This window comes from Microcystis aeruginosa NIES-4325, from assembly GCF_008974145.1.
GTDB lineage: Bacteria > Cyanobacteriota > Cyanobacteriia > Cyanobacteriales > Microcystaceae > Microcystis > Microcystis aeruginosa_G.
This window is the reverse complement of record NZ_BJKP01000001.1, coordinates 100,092-118,065: the sequence shown is the minus strand read 5'-3', so window position 1 is coordinate 118,065 and position 17,974 is coordinate 100,092. Positions and strand designations below refer to the sequence as shown.

The 17,974-nt window shown below is 41.9% G+C and carries 14 protein-coding genes; 10 read left to right on the top strand and 4 right to left on the bottom strand.

The window, feature by feature from the left end:
- Positions 1-34 precede the first annotated feature (34 nt).
- Positions 35-2,695 carry an ATP-dependent chaperone ClpB gene (gene clpB, locus MiAbW_RS00530; RefSeq protein WP_151694464.1) on the top strand — a complete coding sequence of 887 codons (2,661 nt, stop codon included), beginning with the start codon at positions 35-37 and terminating at the stop codon, positions 2,693-2,695.
- 180 nt (positions 2,696-2,875) lie between these two features.
- On the opposite strand, the gene MiAbW_RS00525 is transcribed toward clpB, so the two are convergent.
- The 3 genes from MiAbW_RS00525 to MiAbW_RS19750 all read right to left on the bottom strand — a co-directional run bounded on the left by MiAbW_RS00525 (position 2,876) and on the right by MiAbW_RS19750 (position 4,035).
- Positions 2,876-3,193: a F0F1 ATP synthase subunit gamma gene (locus tag MiAbW_RS00525; RefSeq protein WP_238707161.1), complete on the bottom strand. Its 318-nt coding sequence runs from the start codon at positions 3,191-3,193 to the stop codon at positions 2,876-2,878.
- A 127-nt stretch (positions 3,194-3,320) separates the two neighbouring features.
- Positions 3,321-3,554 (bottom strand): hypothetical protein, encoded by a 234-nt coding sequence (locus tag MiAbW_RS19755; protein ID WP_202981341.1) that lies wholly within the window; start codon positions 3,552-3,554, stop codon positions 3,321-3,323.
- Positions 3,555-3,579: 25 nt separating this feature from the next.
- Positions 3,580-4,035, bottom strand: a complete 456-nt coding sequence (locus MiAbW_RS19750; RefSeq protein ID WP_202981340.1) for a transposase — start codon at positions 4,033-4,035, stop codon at positions 3,580-3,582.
- 529 nt (positions 4,036-4,564) lie between these two features.
- Between MiAbW_RS19750 and MiAbW_RS00515 the strand changes: the two genes are divergently transcribed.
- The 7 genes from MiAbW_RS00515 (at position 4,565) to MiAbW_RS00485 (ending at position 14,781) form a co-directional block, all read left to right on the top strand.
- Complete coding sequence (locus MiAbW_RS00515; RefSeq protein ID WP_151694463.1) at positions 4,565-6,289, top strand: diflavin flavoprotein; 1,725 nt, start codon at positions 4,565-4,567, stop codon at positions 6,287-6,289.
- Between the two features lie 121 nt (positions 6,290-6,410).
- Positions 6,411-6,911, top strand: coding sequence for a phosphate-starvation-inducible PsiE family protein (locus MiAbW_RS00510; protein ID WP_151694462.1), 501 nt, complete (start codon positions 6,411-6,413; stop codon positions 6,909-6,911).
- Between the two features lie 65 nt (positions 6,912-6,976).
- A complete protein-coding gene (locus MiAbW_RS00505; protein ID WP_151694461.1) occupies positions 6,977-8,722 on the top strand; it encodes a diflavin flavoprotein in 1,746 nt (581 codons plus the stop codon).
- A gap of 121 nt (positions 8,723-8,843) precedes the next feature.
- Positions 8,844-9,584, top strand: coding sequence for a hypothetical protein (locus tag MiAbW_RS00500; RefSeq protein ID WP_151694460.1), 741 nt, complete (start codon positions 8,844-8,846; stop codon positions 9,582-9,584).
- A 5-nt stretch (positions 9,585-9,589) separates the two neighbouring features.
- Complete coding sequence (locus tag MiAbW_RS00495; protein ID WP_151694459.1) at positions 9,590-9,862, top strand: hypothetical protein; 273 nt, start codon at positions 9,590-9,592, stop codon at positions 9,860-9,862.
- Positions 9,863-10,114: 252 nt separating this feature from the next.
- Complete coding sequence (locus tag MiAbW_RS00490; protein ID WP_151694458.1) at positions 10,115-10,858, top strand: DUF1995 family protein; 744 nt, start codon at positions 10,115-10,117, stop codon at positions 10,856-10,858.
- A gap of 173 nt (positions 10,859-11,031) precedes the next feature.
- On the top strand, positions 11,032-14,781 hold the full coding sequence (locus MiAbW_RS00485; protein WP_151694457.1) for a type IIG restriction enzyme/methyltransferase: 3,750 nt from the start codon (positions 11,032-11,034) through the stop codon (positions 14,779-14,781).
- Between the two features lie 125 nt (positions 14,782-14,906).
- Here the strand turns inward: MiAbW_RS00485 and bioD are convergent, their stop codons facing one another.
- A complete protein-coding gene (gene bioD, locus MiAbW_RS00480) occupies positions 14,907-15,593 on the bottom strand; it encodes a dethiobiotin synthase (RefSeq protein WP_151694456.1) in 687 nt (228 codons plus the stop codon).
- Between the two features lie 247 nt (positions 15,594-15,840).
- Between bioD and ilvB the strand changes: the two genes are divergently transcribed.
- Complete coding sequence (gene ilvB / locus MiAbW_RS00475) at positions 15,841-17,694, top strand: biosynthetic-type acetolactate synthase large subunit (protein ID WP_151694455.1); 1,854 nt, start codon at positions 15,841-15,843, stop codon at positions 17,692-17,694.
- A gap of 51 nt (positions 17,695-17,745) precedes the next feature.
- Positions 17,746-17,919, top strand: a complete 174-nt coding sequence (locus MiAbW_RS00470; RefSeq protein WP_181014226.1) for a hypothetical protein — start codon at positions 17,746-17,748, stop codon at positions 17,917-17,919.
- The last annotated feature ends 55 nt before the right edge of the window (positions 17,920-17,974 follow it).

Genomic DNA, 17,974 nt, shown 5'->3' with positions numbered 1-17,974 from the left:
TACCTCTGACACTGGCTTTCCTCATTGGTGCAGAATGCAACCCACAGACTCGAATAAATTTACCGAACAAGCTTGGGATTCGATCGTTAAATCGCAAGAAATTGCGCGACGCTTCAAAAATCAGACCTTAGAGGTGGAACACGTTATTATTGCCCTCCTAGAGCAGAATAACGGTCTAGCCACCCGGATTTTACAAAAAGCTAATATAGAAATTCCCCGACTGCAACAGCAGCTAGAAGTCTTCACCAACCGACAGCCGAAAGTGGCCATCGTCGATCAATTATACCTAGGTCGTGGTCTTGATCTGCTCCTCGATCGCGCGGAAGCATCCCGGGAAAGTTGGCAAGATAAATTTATCTCCGTCGAACATCTTCTCGTCGGTTTTGCCGAAGATGAAAGGGTTGGCCGGAAATGTTTACGCACTTTCAATCTTGACCCCCAAGATTTAGAATTAGCCATCAAAGCGATTCGCGGTACTCAAAAGGTTACTGAACCCAATCAAGAGGAAAAATACGAAGCTTTAGATAAATATGGACGGGATTTAACAGCAGCGGCCAAAGAAGGCAAATTAGACCCGGTTATCGGTCGTGATGAAGAAATTCGACGGGTGGTACAAGTCCTCTCGCGACGGTCGAAAAATAACCCGGTTTTAATCGGTGAACCGGGAGTAGGAAAAACCGCTATTGCTGAAGGATTAGCCCAAAGGATTATTAACGGAGATGTTCCCGAATCTTTGAAAAATCGTCAGTTAATTTCCCTCGATATGGGAAGTTTAATCGCTGGGGCAAAATATCGAGGCGAATTCGAGGAAAGATTGCGGTCAGTCATGAAAGAAGTGACCCAATCAGAAGGGCGAATTATTCTCTTTATCGATGAACTACATACCGTTGTCGGTGCGGGTTCTAGGGAAGGGGGATCGATGGATGCGGGCAACCTATTAAAACCTATGTTAGCCCGGGGAGAATTGCGCTGTATTGGGGCGACAACTTTGGATGAATATCGCAATCATATTGAAAAAGACCCCGCTTTAGAAAGACGTTTTCAACAGGTTTATATTAAGGAACCTTCCGTGGAGGATACTATCTCGATTCTCCGGGGTTTAAAAGAACGTTATGAAGTGCATCATGGGGTGACAATTACCGATTCGGCCCTAGTGGCAGCAGCTACCCTATCCCATCGTTATATTAGCGATCGCTTTTTACCCGATAAAGCGATCGATTTAGTCGATGAAGCGGCGGCAAAATTAGAGGTAGAAAGTACCACTAAACCCGCCGATTTGGAAATGATAGATCGTCGCTTAATGCAGTTACAGATGGAAAAATTCTCCTTAGAAAAAGAGGAAAAAAAAGATCGAGCTTTTCAAGAGCGTTTAGAAAGAATTATCGAAGAAATTGAGGAATTAGAAAGTAAACAAAAGCCGCTCGCTGACCAATGGCAAACGGAAAAACATATCGCCGAGGAAATTAAATTATTGCGAGAGGAAGAAGAACAATTGCGCCTACAGGTGGAACAGGCGGAACGGGCTTATGATCTCAATAAAGCAGCCCAATTAAAGTATGGCAAACTAGAAATTTTACAACGAGAATTAGAAGTAAAAGAAAAAGAACTAGAAACGATTCAAGCGGCAGGTTCGACCCTGTTAAGACAACAGGTAACTGATGCTGATATTGCTGAAATAGTCGCCAGGTGGACGGGAATTCCGGTCAATCGTTTAATGGAATCGGAACGACAAAAATTATTAGAATTAGAGTCTCATTTACAGAAAAAAGTTGTCGGACAAAATGAAGCGGTCACGGCAGTAGCGGCGGCGATTCGACGCGCACGCGCGGGAATGAAAGATCCTTCGCGTCCGATTGGTTCATTCCTATTTATGGGACCCACAGGAGTGGGTAAAACCGAGTTAGCGCGGGCCTTGGCGGGGTTACTGTTCGACTCCGAGGAAGCTATGGTTCGCATCGATATGTCGGAATACATGGAAAAACACGCGGTTTCGCGGTTAATCGGCGCGCCTCCGGGTTATGTGGGTTACGAGGAAGGGGGACAACTATCGGAAGCGGTGCGTCGTCGTCCCTATTCTGTGGTTTTATTGGATGAAGTGGAAAAAGCCCATCGGGATGTTTTTAACATTTTATTACAAGTGCTTGACGATGGGCGCATTACCGACTCTCAGGGACGAGTGGTGGATTTTCGGAATACGATTATCGTCATGACCAGTAATATTGGCAGTGACCATATTTTAAATGTTTCCGAAGATGCCGATTATGAGGAGATGCGGAAACGGGTTTTAACAGCTTTGCGGAGTCATTTCCGTCCCGAATTTTTGAATCGTATTGACGATTTAATTATTTTCCATACCCTGAAAAAAGAAGAATTGCGTTACATTGTTCGTCTGCAATTACAGCGTCTGGAAAGATTATTAGGAGAACAAAAAATCAATCTGGAATTAACTACCGCCGCAGAAGATCATATCGTTACTGTTGGTTACGATCCCACCTACGGGGCGCGACCTTTAAAACGCGCTATCCAACGGGAGTTAGAGAATCCTTTAGCCACAAAAATTCTCGAACAAGCTTTTATGGAAGGGGATACGGTGGTAATTGATTGTCTGGATGAGGTGTTAAGTTTTAGCAAAAAGGAGCTAGAAAGGGAAGGGCAAACATTAGAATTAGCTGTGGTTCACCTCAGTTCAGATTAAAACCAGACAGGGGATATATTCCCGCCAATTCAGCCAACATAAACAAAATTTTGCCCCAAAAGTTCTTGTGAATCTAGCTAACAGGTTTTACAGATGGTTGGCTGAATAAATCTAATCCTAAATCCGTTGAGTATAGGCTACATATCAGGATAGGGAAGCCTGCCCCCACGAAAAACTTTTTCAGCCAGCCCTAATTAGTGCCTCAAAACCAGAGACGATTTCCAACATTTCTTCGGTGATAGCAGTTTGCCGTTCCTGTTGGAATTGAGCGTGAAGTTGTCCTAATTGCTCTTCTATATTTTTCTCAGATGCTTGCATCGATGCCAGTCGGCTGGCATTTTCACTAGCCAAAGATTCAGCCAAAGCACGATACAGACAAATAAACAAATATTGCTCGATCAAGGCAGAAAATAACTGACTCCAATCCATGGTAAAAGTAGGCAAAGTGGCTCCTAACCACCTTTTTTGCTGTAAGTCTTTTAGCCATTTTTTATCCACAGGTAATAATTGTCAGGTATGAGGTTGATAGGATATATTGGAGCGAGGCTTATGGTAAAACAAGGCAATTTTATCTATTTGCATTTGAGATTGCCACATTTCGATGTGTAGTAACGTAAGTTGCTAGTTACAAAAATGCGTGTTCAAGGGAGTAAGACCAAATAAAATAAGATACTTTGAGAAGAAAGCCTTGAAAAGTCACTGCATGAATGGACTTGGGAAAACGTCGGGTAATTTGTCTTTTAGTCTTCTTAACCCAAGCTAGACAGGCACTATCGGCACGGGTAGAATTCTGCTTCCGCTGCGCCATTAAATGAATTTGAGAGATTTCGAGCAGAATATCCTCGCTATTGTAGTCCATATAGCCTTTATCGACGTAAAGCTCCCTATCGGGGGTAAATTGACTGGTAAAGTCGTGAGATCCTCACGTCATTAGCCGATCCAGGCAGCAAAATCCACTCGACGGGAACCCCATCGGAGGTAGCGATTAAATGGAGCTTGATCCCATAAAAATATCGTTTTTTCGAGGCGATGTAACCCCGGTATTCCCGTCCCCTCAGAAGGCGACAACGAGAAATCCGAATATTATCGCAGACAGGAATGGGGAAAGAATCCAGCAGATATTCGGTTTGATTAGTGACCTCGCGCCATATCTGACCGATTTGGTGTTGCAATTCGTAAATAAATGCGGATAAAGCGTGTAAGCGTCGATTGAAACGGTATTTCTCTAGCATTCGCGGGATTAGTCCTGTCTCCTTCAAATATCGGGACGCTTGAAGATGATTTCCGCCAAAAAAGCGAGCGGCAACTAATGCGGTGGTGATTACTTCGGCATCGGTCATGATTCTACGGCAATCTTCTCGATGTCCGATTTTTTCGAGTAAATCATCGACTATACAATAGAAAGCAACGATTATATTTTCGATTTTTCCCTCCCGATCAGTGTTCTTGGAGGGAATTTTACTCTCTTTTGGAACTTGAACGATATAACTAGCAACTTACGTTAAATATCCTCAAGGGTTACAGGTTCACCCATAGACTGACATCGAAAACAAAACACCCCGGAAGAGCGAGAGAGCAAAAACGGGATAAATATTAAGAATTATGTAAAAAACTTGACAAATACGCAAAAATACAGTACATGAAACCGAGTACTAAGCTAACCGGTGGATAGGATGGACAATTAGTATTCATATCTTGATTCGGCAGGGCCGGCACTCAAATTAATATCCGCAACCATAGATAAAAGACTATATAAATTTAGATAATCATTTGCTTGAGTAATTGGTATTTTACAAATCGCTGAAAGCAAGTCACCATAGGAATTAAGCAAATGCAGTTCCCAATCAAATTCTGTGGGAGATAGAAATTATGGTTGCTTTAATCACCCCAAAACCCGCTAAAACCAGCCGTTTAACCACACAAATCCAAGAAATCGCCGAAAATACTTTTACCTTGCGCTGTTTGGATTGGGATCGCGATCGCTTTGATATCGAATTTGGTTTAGAAAACGGTACCACTTATAACTCTTTTGTTATTCAAGGGGAAAAAACCGCTCTCATTGATACATCTCACCGCAAATTCGATCGCCTTTATCTGGACGAATTAACTAAACTAATCAACATCAATCATCTTGATTATTTAATTATCAGTCACACCGAACCCGACCATAGTGGTTTAGTCAAAGAAGTTTTGGAATTAGTCCCAGAAGTTACCGTGGTTGGGGCAAAAGTTGCCATGCAATTCCTCGAAAACATGGTACACAGACCCTTTAAACAGTTAATAGTTAAAAGTGGTGATACTTTAGATTTAGGTAATGGCCATGTCTTAGAATTTGTTTCAGCCCCTAATCTTCATTGGCCTGATACTATCTTCACTTTTGATGCTAAAACTGCCACCCTTTTTACCTGTGATGCTTTCGGAATGCACTTTTGTGATGATCAAACCTACGATCGAGAAAAAGACCTGCTAGAAGCCGATTTTCAAACCTATTATGACTGTCTGATGCGACCGAATGCTCGTTCAGTTTTAGGGGCGATTAAAAGAATCGATAAATTTGAGATTAATCTCATTGCCACCGGTCATGGTCCCCTATTAAAACACCATATTTCTGATTGGGTGGGACGCTATCAAATTTGGAGTCAAGAACAAACTTCTGCCGATACTTTAGTCACTATATTCTTTACCCAAGATTACGGACAAAGCGAACATTTAGCTACTATGATTAGTCAGGGTTTGACCAAAAATGATGTGGTGACAGAATTAGTCGATATGAATAATGCTGATCCCCACGAAGTCAGAGAATTAATCAATCAATCTAAGGGAGTTGTCATCGGAATGCCTCCCCAATCTTACCCGATTAACCAGACGATTTTAAGCACGATTCTTGCTTCAATTAATGGCAAACAAGCGGTAGGATTATTTGAGTCAGGAGGTGGGGAAGATGAACCAATTTTTCCCTTAAGAAATAAATTACAGGAAATCGGGGCGATCGAAGCTTTTCCTCCTCTTTTAGTTAAAGACAATTCCCATCAATCCCTCGATTTAATTGCCGATGAAGCAGGAACCGACCTCGGCCAATGGTTAAGCCGAGAAAAAACGATTAAACAAATTAAATCGATTAACAACGACTTAGAAAAAGCTCTGGGACGTATTAGCACTGGTTTGTACCTAATTACTTCTCAAAAAGCCGATTTATCTAGTGCCATGGTTGCCTCTTGGGTGACACAAGCAAGTTTAAATCCTTTGGGTGTGGCGATTGCAGTGGCCAAAGATCGGGCAATGGTGTCCTTTTTACAGCCTAGCGATACCTTTGTTTTAAATGTTTTGGCTGAGGATAATTACCAGAAACTAATGAAACATTTTCTCAAGCGTTTCTCTCCCGGATCCAATCGTTTTGAAGGCATTAAAACCTATACTGCTAAGAATGGATCACCAATTTTAGCCGATGCCTTAGCTTACATAGAATGTCAAGTCACCAGTCGTTTAGATTGCGGCGATCATTGGGTAGTTTATTGTACCGTTAATAGCGGACGAGTTGCCCGTTTAGATGTCTTAACTGCTGTCCATCATCGCAAAGTTGGCAATCATTATTAACAGTTATCAGTTATCAGTTATCAGTTATCAGGATGCAGGAGATTATTTTTATTTATTCTTCCCATCACCCTACTTCCCCACTTTCCTAACACCAAATTCTATCAATCTTAGGAGCAATAAAATGTACGAACCAATTAAAAAACCTTCCCCAATGATGGTGCGAGTAGTGCAAGTCTTAGAAATGATTCAAGATTTAATTGTCATTTCTCTATGTATCGGTTTATTTAGCTTCATGGTGTTAGAAGTCAGAGAAATGTTTATGTCGCTGCTGCCACCGATTCAATTTCGGATTGTTACCGCCGATATTTTATTCCTCTTAATTCTAGTAGAATTGTTCCGATTGTTAATTATTTATTTGCAAGAAAAACGAGTTTCTATCGGTGTTGCCGTGGAAGTTTCTATCGTTTCGGTTTTGCGAGAATTAATTGTCAGAGGAGTCCTAGAAACTAATTGGACACAAGTATTAGCCGCCTGTGCTTTTCTAATAGTTCTCGGCACATTAATGGTGTTGAGAGTTTGGCTTCCTCCCACCTTTGAAGGTATCGATCCCGAACAAAAAGTTTCGGAACGTTATCGTCAACATTTAGTTAAAGAATTAACTGAAATAAACAGCAAAACTTAATCAGTTATCAGTGATCAGTTGTCAGTTATCAGTTATCAGTACAACTAACACCCAAATTAACAACTATGACCAATACTACCTTAATTCCCAATCCTGCTATTAATAATCGCTATCGCGATGTTCAAACCGCAGAAATTGCCGATCAAACTTTTGTTTTTCGCTCCCGTACTTGGGACAGATTAAAATTTGAAATAGAATATGGTCGTCAACGGGGAACCACCGCCAATTCCTATCTTATCTGTGGCGATAAAACTGCCTTAATCGATCCTCCCGGAGAATCTTTCACCGAAATTTATTTAGAAGAAATTCGTCAATATGTCCCCTTACATCGTCTCGATTATCTGATTCTCAGTCACGTTAATCCTAACCGTATCGTCACTTTAAAGGCATTATTAGCCGAAACCCATCAAATCACCATCCTCTGTTCTAAATCTGCCGTCAACACCCTGAAAAATGCCTTGCCTGATGCCCAAATTTTGGGTATACGAACCGATGAAATCCTTGATTTAGGGCAAGGTCATCAACTCAGTTTTATTAATGTCCCTACCCCCCGCTGGCCTGATGGTATCTGCACTTTTGACCAAAAAAACCAAATTTTATACAGCGATAAATTCTTTAGTGTGCATCTGTGCAGTGACGATATTTGGGATAAAAATTGGAAAGAATTAGACGCAGATCGTCGTTATTATTTTGATTGTCTCCATGCTGTGCAATCAAAACCAGTAGAAACAGCCCTCGACAAAATCAAAGAATTTCCCGCCCAATATTATGCACCCGCCCACGGTCCGATAATTCGCTATAGTCTTAGTCGTCTTACCTACGATTATCGCTATTGGTGTCAAGAACAAAAAACTCGACCTCTACAAGTGGCTCTATTATATGCTTCTGCCTACGGAAATACTGCCACCCTGGCCCGATCGATCGAACGGGGATTATTAGAAAATGATCTGGCCGTAGAATCAATCAATTGTGAGTTTGCCACCCCCGCCGAAATTAGTCAAGCGCTCGAAAATTGTGACGGATTTATTATCGGTTCTCCCACCTTAGCCGGTCATGCGCCTACCCAGATTCAAACCGCTTTAGGAATCGTTCTTTCCACGGCAGCAAAAACTAAATTAGCTGGGGTTTTTGGTTCCTACGGTTGGAGTGGGGAAGCTGTAGATTTAATTGAAACTAAACTCAAAGATGCCAATTATCGCCTCGGTTTTGAATCCTTGCGCGTGCGTTTTAGCCCCACAGAAAGCAGTTTACAAGCCGGTTATTTAGCCGGAGAAACCTTTGCCCGCACCTTGAAAAAAACCAAAAAATTGCGGGTTCCCCAACAGGGAATGACCGAAACACAAATCGATCGCACTGCCCAGGCCGTTGGCCGGATCGTCGGTTCCCTCTCTGTTCTCACCACTCGCCAGGGCGAGGATCATGCTGGTTTCTTGACCTCTTGGGTATCCCAAGCCAGTTTTAACCCTCCAGGGCTAATTATCGCCGTTGCTGACGAACAAGCCGCCGATCGCCTCATCAACTCAGGAACTACCTTTACCTTGAATATTCTCAAGGAAGGGCGCAATTTACGCCGCCATTTTTCCAATTGCATCAAATCTGGCGGCGATGTCTTTACGGAATTAGAAACCCAAGTCGGGGAAAATGGCTGTCTGATTTTAAGCGAAAGTCTCGGCTATCTAGAGTGTACGGTGAAAGAGCGACAACTCTGCGGCGATCGCTGGTTAGTCTATGCTACCGTCGAGCGGGGTCAAGTTTTGGATAGTAACGGTGTCACCGCCATCGGTCATCGCAAATCCGGTGGTCAGTATTAAAACTGGACTAGCGGGGGAAAGTCAGGAACTTTCCCTCTATAGTCAGCCTAGATTTCTGGGAAACAAATGTTATGTTAGTATCTAAAGTTATCCGACCGGGCTATTTTGCCTTCCTTTCCGTATGAAAAAATTGCCGCTAATCCTATCGGTGGGGAGTGTCGCTCTATTGTTGGTGGGATGTCCAGCTTCTGACCAAGCTAATCAATCTCCACCGATTACCCAAGAAACCCCCACCCCCTCCCCTAGTCCCCCGGCTGCCCAACCTCCTGCCTTTAGCGATGCTGTGCAACCAGCCACCGAACCAGCCCCCCCAAGGGTAACTGGATTAATTCCCGCCACCGATCCCGACCAAAAACGGGCAGAAATTAACCACGGTCGCAGCGATCCCTTCGCTATTTTTCCTCTGCAGCCCAATATTACGATTACAGAGGAAGAAAAACCCCCAGCCGGGACTTCAGCGACCACTGGCGCACCGGCAGCAGGAGGCAATCGTCCCGCAGCCGCACCCACACGAATGGGCAATCGTCCCACTCCCAGACCACCGATAGTTAAAGCACCGCCACCGCCACCGCAACCAACGGAAGCGGCAGCCGTGCAAGTATTGGGCATCGTCCAGTTACCTACCAGTCCTATGGCGATCGTGAAAGCACCTGGAGAAGCCACGGAACGTCGAGTTACCCCCGGTTCCACCCTCTCTAATGGTTTAGTTTTAGTTAAAGCGATCGATACTAATGCTGATAACCCCTCTATTGTCTTAGAACAATACGGTCAAACTGTTACCCGTCGTTTAGGGGATGGTGTACCTGAACCCGCCGCACCGCAAGCCTCGATCAGCTATAATATTTCCGAGTCAGGAGAATAAAACCCGTGCGATCGATTGCTATTCAACAAAAACAAACCATTATTTATCCGCGAATGTCCTTGGCTATCTATCGGGAGTTAGCCAGCCATTTAGAACAGGTTCAGGGTGTGGAAACCCATCTCACTCCCCAGCAGTTTCAACAATTCGATTATCATCAAAGTCAGATCGGTAGTTTAGAAATTAACTATACGGAGGCTTTTCAGGAAAGCGATCGCGCTCTGGTCACGGCAATTCTCGATTATTATGCCCAACGTCACGGCTCCTATCAGCTTTCCTAAGCTTTCTCTCCTCACCTTTTCCCCGATTACCGAATTTCTTCTTAAAAACTAAAAATATCTTATAGGATTTATCTTAATGCTGGGGATGATCCCAAATCTCCTCACACTTCATCTAAACTTAAGTAGGTAGGCATTAAAAACTTTCAGATGCCCCCCTTATCAAGGGGGGATTAAGGGGGGATCGAGGGGGGATTTATCTTCAATTTAATTAAAACCACTTACTTAACTGCTCACTGCTCACTGATAACTGAAATGATCCTGCCCAATTCCCTAGAAGAAACGATCCTGCAAGCGAAAGCCGCCACCCAACTGGCTCTAGAATCGGGAGCTAGACGCATACAAGTGGAATTAGTTATCCCAGAAATTGCCCTGCAAGCGCAAGCTTTAGCCCTTGATTTTACATCTATTTTTGACAGTTATGGTTCTGGTTTAAGGGTAATTTTTCCCGATACCGGGGCCGCCATGTTAGCTCGACGGGATTGGGGAGAAACAGTTTTTCAACTGGGAGATTTAGGTAGTCGTTTTATTCCCATCGAAAACAAAATTAAGCCCGAAGATAAAGCTTTTTTAGTTGTTTGTCCCTCCTCGGTGGAGATTAATTCCGTAGAAAAACTCTGTTACCTGGCCGAAGATCGTCCCGTAGTTCTTCTAATTCCTCAATTAGAAGATGTATCGGTGGTGGGTATCGGTTACGCAGCCCGACAATTGCGAGAAAGATTTTTAAGTACCCTAGAAAGTTGTTATTATTTTCGTCCCTTGGAATCAGCGATCGTGTATCGTTCCTATCCTTCCATGTGGCAAGTTTGGCTCGAAAAAGAAGACGGTTACGAGTTAATTTCCGAACAGTCCACTAAACCCATGGGCGAAGCTTTAGAAAATCTAATTCTGAAAGCTTCTAGTAATAATCCTAATGATAGTTCTAATCCTGCTAATAAAGCCAAAAAGTCCGGTTTATTTGCCACTATGGGACGCTTCTTAAAAGCATTACAACAGTGACATACTCCCCCCGTCAAGTTAGGCTGTGACGGGGGATTCTTTCCCCATTGCTGTTAGAAATTCCTTACTTTGACGGATTGACATCGATTGCAACTTTTGTTCTTCTATTTTAACCGATCATTTGGCAATGCTATAATAAAATTAGTCGGTAGTTTCCCTAGAGGTAAACTTTTATGATCGTCAATAAGCGAGAACTCAAACAAGCCTTAAATCGGGTGTACTTGAAAATTAAGCCTGATACTGAAACAATTCAGGTTTTTCAAGCTAATTTGACGCGCTTGTTGGAGCAATGTGACAGCAAAAAGTCGGAAGAGTTTAATAAAAATTTGCTGATAGATTTTTTAAAAAATACCTATTATACTGATCGCTATTTTATCAATACAAAAGAGCGCATTGATCTGGTGATTCATAATAACCAGGATGTTAAAAGTCCAGTGGGGGTGATTTTTGAGACGAAGAAACCTACTCGGACAATAAATGCAGAAATGCCAAGACTGGATAATCTCAATACTAAGGCTTTTCAGCAGTTAGTTTTATATTTTCTCCGCGAAAGGGTGACGGATAAAAATCTTGAGATTAAACACTTGATCGTAACAAATATTTATGAGTGGTTTATTTTCGATGCGAAGATTTTTGAGGAGTTGTTTTTTGCTAATAAGGCTCTAGTTAACCAGTTTTGCGATTTTGAAGCTGGGAGACTGAGTAGTACGAAAACGGATTTTTTCTATCAACAAATTGCCGAACCAGCAATCACTAAAGTTATTGAGCAAATTAAGTTTACTCATTTTGATCTGCGAGATCTGGAAAATTTAGATTTGCTTGATATTTACAAGATTCTTTCGCCAGAACATTTACTTAAGTTACCTTTTGTTAATGACAGTAATACTTTAAATAAGCCTTTTTATAATGAGCTTTTGTATATTATCGGTTTGACGGAAATTAAGGATAAAGGGAAGAAGTTAATCGGACAAATGAAAGAAGGCGATCGCTGTGATGGTTCCCTGATTGAAAATGCGATTAGTCGGTTGGATAGTTTAGATAAAATTGCACAATTAAAAAACCCTGAAGAGTTTGGAACTACGGATGAGGAACGGCTGTATAATGTGGCGTTGCGGTTATCAATTAATTGGATTAATCGGGTTTTATTTCTCAAACTATTGGAAGCGCAATTAATTAAATATCATCAAGGCGATCGAGATTTTGCCTTTCTCAATTTGGCGAAAGTTCCCAGTTATGATGATCTCGATAGTTTGTTTTTTGATGTGTTAGCCAGGGAGACAAATAAGCGCGAGGCTAAGGTTAAAACGACTTTTGCTCATGTACCTTATTTAAATAGTTCGTTATTTGAACCAACGGAGACGGAACAGCAAACGATTTTTATTGGCAATTTGCGGGAGCGAACTTTACCCATTTTTGCAGGTACGGTGCTAAAAGATAATCAGGGTAATAAGCGAGTAGGCGAGTTAAATGCGTTGGCTTATTTGTTTGAGTTTTTGGATGCTTATAAATTCGATCGAGATGAGTTAGAAAATCCTCAAGAAGATAGCGAAAAGTTAATTAATGCTTCGGTGTTGGGGTTAATTTTTGAAAAGATTAATGGTTATAAGGATGGTTCTTTTTATACGCCGAGTTTTATTACCATGTATATGTGTCGGGAAACGATACGAAGAGCGATCGTGCAGAAGTTTAATGAAGTAAAAGGCTGGAATTGTCAAACTTTAGATGATTTATATGAACGAATTGAGGATAAAAGAGAGGCAAATGTTATTATTAATAGCCTGAAGATTTGCGATCCGGCGGTGGGTTCAGGACATTTTTTAGTTTCAGCTTTGAATGAGATAATCGCGATTAAGAGTGAGTTACGGGTTTTATTAGATACTTCGGGTAAGTCGCTAAAAGATTATCGGGTAGAGGTGCGAAACGATAAGTTACTGGTTTATGATGATGAGGGGAATTTATTTGCTTATCATCCGAATAATAAAGAAAAGCAACGGGTACAGCAAGCCTTATTTCATGAGAAACAGACGATTATTGAAGGGTGTTTATTTGGGGTGGATATTAACCCTAATTCCGTGACGATTTGTCGCTTGCGGTTATGGATTGAGCTTTTAAAAAATGCTTATTATCGCGAGGATGGCAATTTAGAAACTTTGCCAAATATTGATATTAATATCAAGTGTGGTAATTCTTTGATTAGTCGCTTTGCTTTGGATGTGGATGTTAAACAGGTTTTACAGAAGCAGAAGTTTAGTATTGAGGAATATCGCAATGCGGTACAGACTTATCGCAATGCGGAAAATAAGGAACAAAAGCGGCAGATGGAAACGCTGATTGCTAAGATTAAGGCTGGTTTTAGTGCTAATTTATTAATTGGTGATCCTAAGAAGGTGAAGTTACGTCAATTACAAGGGGAACTTTATAATCTGGAAAATCAGGGTTTATTGTTTGAGGAGACTAAGACGGAGCAAAAAGCGCGGGAGAAAAAAGTAACTAAGTTAAATAATGAGATTGATAAGCTAACTGCTGAAATCGCAGATATTGAAAGCGGTAGGCTGTATAATAATGCTTTAGAATGGCGGTTTGAGTTTCCCGAAGTGTTGAATGATGATGGTGATTTTGTTGGGTTTGATATAGTAATTGGTAATCCTCCTTATGGGGCTATCTTATGCGATATCGAAAAAGAGTTTATGAAACTTGAATATTCAGATTGTCACACTAGATGGACAGATACTTTTAATTACTTTATCGGAAAAACTTTGCTAATCGCAAAAGAAAATTCATGTAACTGTTTAATTATACCAAATAATTTTTTGTTTCAGAATGAGTATGAAAAATCGCGAAGAAACCTTCTTGCTTTATCTTCAATTGATTTAGTAATAAACTTAGGCGATAATGTTTTTGATGATGCAGAGGTTCCTACTACAATTCTTTTATTTAAGAAAGAAGTCAATCCTAATTATTTTATTGAATATGCAGATTTAAGATCATTTAAAAAATCTAATATTCTATTTCAACAAACTGAATTTTCTAAATACTCAAAAATTGATGTATTAGACACTCCATCTTCAGTTTTTGGAGTTAATAGATTGTTAGCCTCTATTAACGATAGAAATTCTAGCAGTATAAAATTAATTGATGAAATTGCTCTTGAGGTTGCAAACGGTATTCAACCTACTGGTGATAAAATATTCAGAATTCATTCTTCTGAAGCAAATGAGCTTGGAATAGAACCATCTATATTAAAAAATGTATTAGTAGGAAGCAATTTCAATAAATACGTCACATATGAAAGTGATTTTAAAGTCATATATACTACAAAATCAGTCAATATCAATGACTATCCAAATTGCTTGTCATATTTGGAAAAATACAAGGATAAATTGGAAAGTAAACGGGAAACAAAAAAAGGAATTTTACCTTGGTGGTGTTTGCATTGGGCGCGATACAAAGAACTTTTTGAAGAAGATAAAATTATTATTAGACAGACTGCGGATCGTGTAATTGCGACTATTGATACTGATTCATACTACGCTATGAATAATGTAATCATATTGAAGATTAAAGAAGAATATAAAATAGATTTTGATTACAAATTTCTTGTTGGCATTTTAAATTCAAAGTTAATTGATTATATTTATAAACAGTTAACTCAAGAAGAAAATAGAACTTTTGCCGAAGTTAAACCAATTAATATTAGAAAGCTACCTATTATAGCTACAGATTTACATCAAAAAAATATAATTATTGACATTGTTGACAAAATTCTCGCCGCTAAAAAAGACGATCCTAACGCTAACACAAGCGAATTAGAAAAGCAGATTGATCACTTAGTTTACAAACTCTATCAACTCACCTATAATGAAGTAAAAATCATTGATCCAGAATTTGCCCTAACAGAACAAGAATATCTGGACTTACCCTAATTTATTCTCTTACCCCCCCGATGTCCTGTAGGGCTAATTCATGAATTAGCCCTACAATGGTTGTTGTCAAATTGAAAGATGCTGGGAATCAGCTTTGCCTTTTGCCTTGTGCCTTTTGCCTCGTCTCAACAAGCAATTTCAATGCTTGACAGCTTAATTTCTGGCCAACTAGCTACCACCGAGGCCAATTTATCCAAATCCCGACGATCTTCGATAAAGGGAAAAACACCTAAAACTGGACAATTAGTCAAGGATTGAATTAAATCGATCGGTGTTAACTGCTCTATTTCCGTCTCCGTGCGCGGTTCGAGACAATTAAGGATAATTCCGCCCAAATTGACCTTTTTTTGCTCTGCTAGGGCAATATTAGCCACCGTTTGGGAAATCGCCCCCAATTTCACCGGCACCACCAAAAGGGTTTTTAACCGCCATTGAGCCGCTAAATCCGCCAAAGTTAGCTCGTGGGTGACAGGACAACCTAAACCCCCCAAACCCTCAATTAAAACCAAATCTTGGCTTTTTTGTAGGTTCAGCAGAGCTTGCCACACTGTCCCTAAAGGAATATCTCGACCTTCCAAATCAGCAGCCACAGGAGGCGCTAAGGGTGCTTGATATTGCAGCGGTGTGATCATTTCTAATTGACCCTGAAATAAACCCTCATACCATTCTCGATCGCCTTGACCCGTTTGCATTAATTTCATCAACCCCAGGGCTTTGGATGGATAGTATTTTTGCCAATAAGCCACTAAAGCAGTGGTGACAACGGTTTTACCCGCATCGGTATCCGTAGCCGCAATCAAAAGACTATTCATAAAACTCCCAGGCTCAGTCAAGATCAGGTGAAATCACCAATATTTATCATCTTATCCCCCATCACCCCACTTCCCACTTCCCCAGATATTGCATGGATAAGATGCAAAAAGAAAAAAAACTGCAGCCAAAAAGGTGAGATGGAATACACTAAAAGTATAAGGTTATCAATTTTGCTATTTTTCAAGTTGCATCCTAGGCAACAGAATTGCAATTATCCCTCTAGTTAGAAATTGGACGGTTTGCCCTGTGGTTTCATCACTTCCCAAGCCCAATGACTCTTTAACAACGGTTCCCCAGCGTTGTTCTGGGGCTTATGCCTTGATGGACAGTCTCAAACGTCATGGTGTTAAGCACATCTTCGGTTATCCCGGAGGTGCGATCCTGCCCATCTATGACGAACTCTACCGCTTTGAAGAACGGGGAGAATTACAACATATCTTAGTGCGCCACGAACAAGCGGCCGCCCATGCCGCCGATGCCTACGCTAGGGCCACCGGCAAAGTAGGGGTCTGTTTCGGTACTTCCGGCCCCGGGGCGACCAATTTGGTGACAGGCATCGCTAACGCACACATGGACTCCATCCCGATGGTAATTATCACCGGTCAGGTCAGCCGGGCGGCCATCGGTTCCGATGCTTTCCAAGAAACCGATATCTATGGTATTACTCTCCCGATTGTTAAACATTCCTATGTGGCTAGAAATGCCAGCGAAGTAGCAAGAATCATCGCTGAGGCCTTCCATATCGCCAGTACAGGACGACCGGGGCCGGTTTTAGTCGATATTCCCAAAGATGTCGGTTTAGAAGTATGCGATTATATCCCCGTCGAACCGGGAGATGTGAAACTAACCGGCTATCGTCCCACGGTTAAGGGCAATCGCCGTCAAATTGAGGCCGCTTTACACCTCTTGGAAACCGCCGAAAAACCTTTACTGTACGTTGGCGGGGGTGCGATCGCAGCTAATGCCCACGCCCAAATTGCCGAGTTTGCCGAGCGTTTTCAGTTACCCGTCACCACCACCTTAATGGGGATCGGTGCTTTTGATGAACATCATCCCCTCTCGGTGGGAATGCTAGGAATGCACGGCACTGCCTACGCTAATTTTGCCGTGACCGAGTGTGATTTATTAATTGCCGTCGGCGCTCGTTTTGATGACCGAGTAACGGGGAAATTGGACGAATTCGCCTCGAAAGCTAAGGTAATCCATGTGGATATCGACCCCGCCGAAGTGGGCAAAAATCGCGCCCCTGATGTGCCGATTGTCGGGGATGTGCGGGTAGTTTTAGAACAAATACTCCACAAAGCCAGAGAATTTGATTATCCCACTAATCCCGATCGCACCCAAGCCTGGTTAGCCCAGATCGAGCGCTGGCAGCAAGATTATCCCCTGCAAGTACCTCGACCGGAAGGCAGACTTTCCCCCCAAGAAGTGATCGTTGAGGTGGGTCGTCAAGCACCCCACGCCTACTATACCACCGATGTGGGCCAGCATCAGATGTGGGCGGCCCAATTCCTCAAAAATGGTCCCCGACGTTGGATTTCTAGCGCGGGATTGGGGACGATGGGCTTCGGTTTACCGGCTGCGATGGGGGCTAAGGTGGCCATGGCCGATGAGGAGGTCATCTGTATTAGTGGTGATGCCAGTTTCCAAATGAATCTACAGGAATTAGGCACCCTGACGCAATTTAATATTCATGCCAAGACGATTGTTATTAATAATGGTTGGCAGGGTATGGTACGTCAATGGCAAGAAGCTTTCTATGGGGAACGTTATTCTAATTCCAATATGGAAGTGGGAATGCCGGATTTAGAACTGTTAGCCCAAGCTTACGGCATGAAAGGGATTACTATTCGCCATCGAGAGGAATTAGCCGCAAAAATTGCCGAAATGTTAGCCCATGATGGTCCGGTTTTGGTCAATGCGATCGTTACTAGAGACGAAAATTGTTATCCCATGGTTGCCCCCGGTCAAAGTAATGCCCGTATGATTGGTTTACCGAAAATTGTCACCCGAAGTTGTGAAATGCTCAATTGTCCCAGTTGTGGCGCGGTTAACAGTTGGAATAATAAATTCTGTCCTGAATGTGGGGCGAAATTGTAGCCAAAAATTGTTAATTAATTAACCAGCCTCCGTTAACTATAACGGAGGTTTTTGGCTTTTTCTCTACTGTTTAAACATCATAGAAATTGTCAAACAGAAGCAATGGCAGCCCTAGAAAAGGCTTTAGAAAAAGAAGCAGAAAACTCGATCGCCACCGTGATTAAATTGGCAATATCTCAGCGACAACGGCAAGAGGCTGACATCGACACCATGGACGACAATTAAGAATGACAACCTAAAATCTTTTCGCTAATTTTGCCATAGACTGCACCCTTTGCTT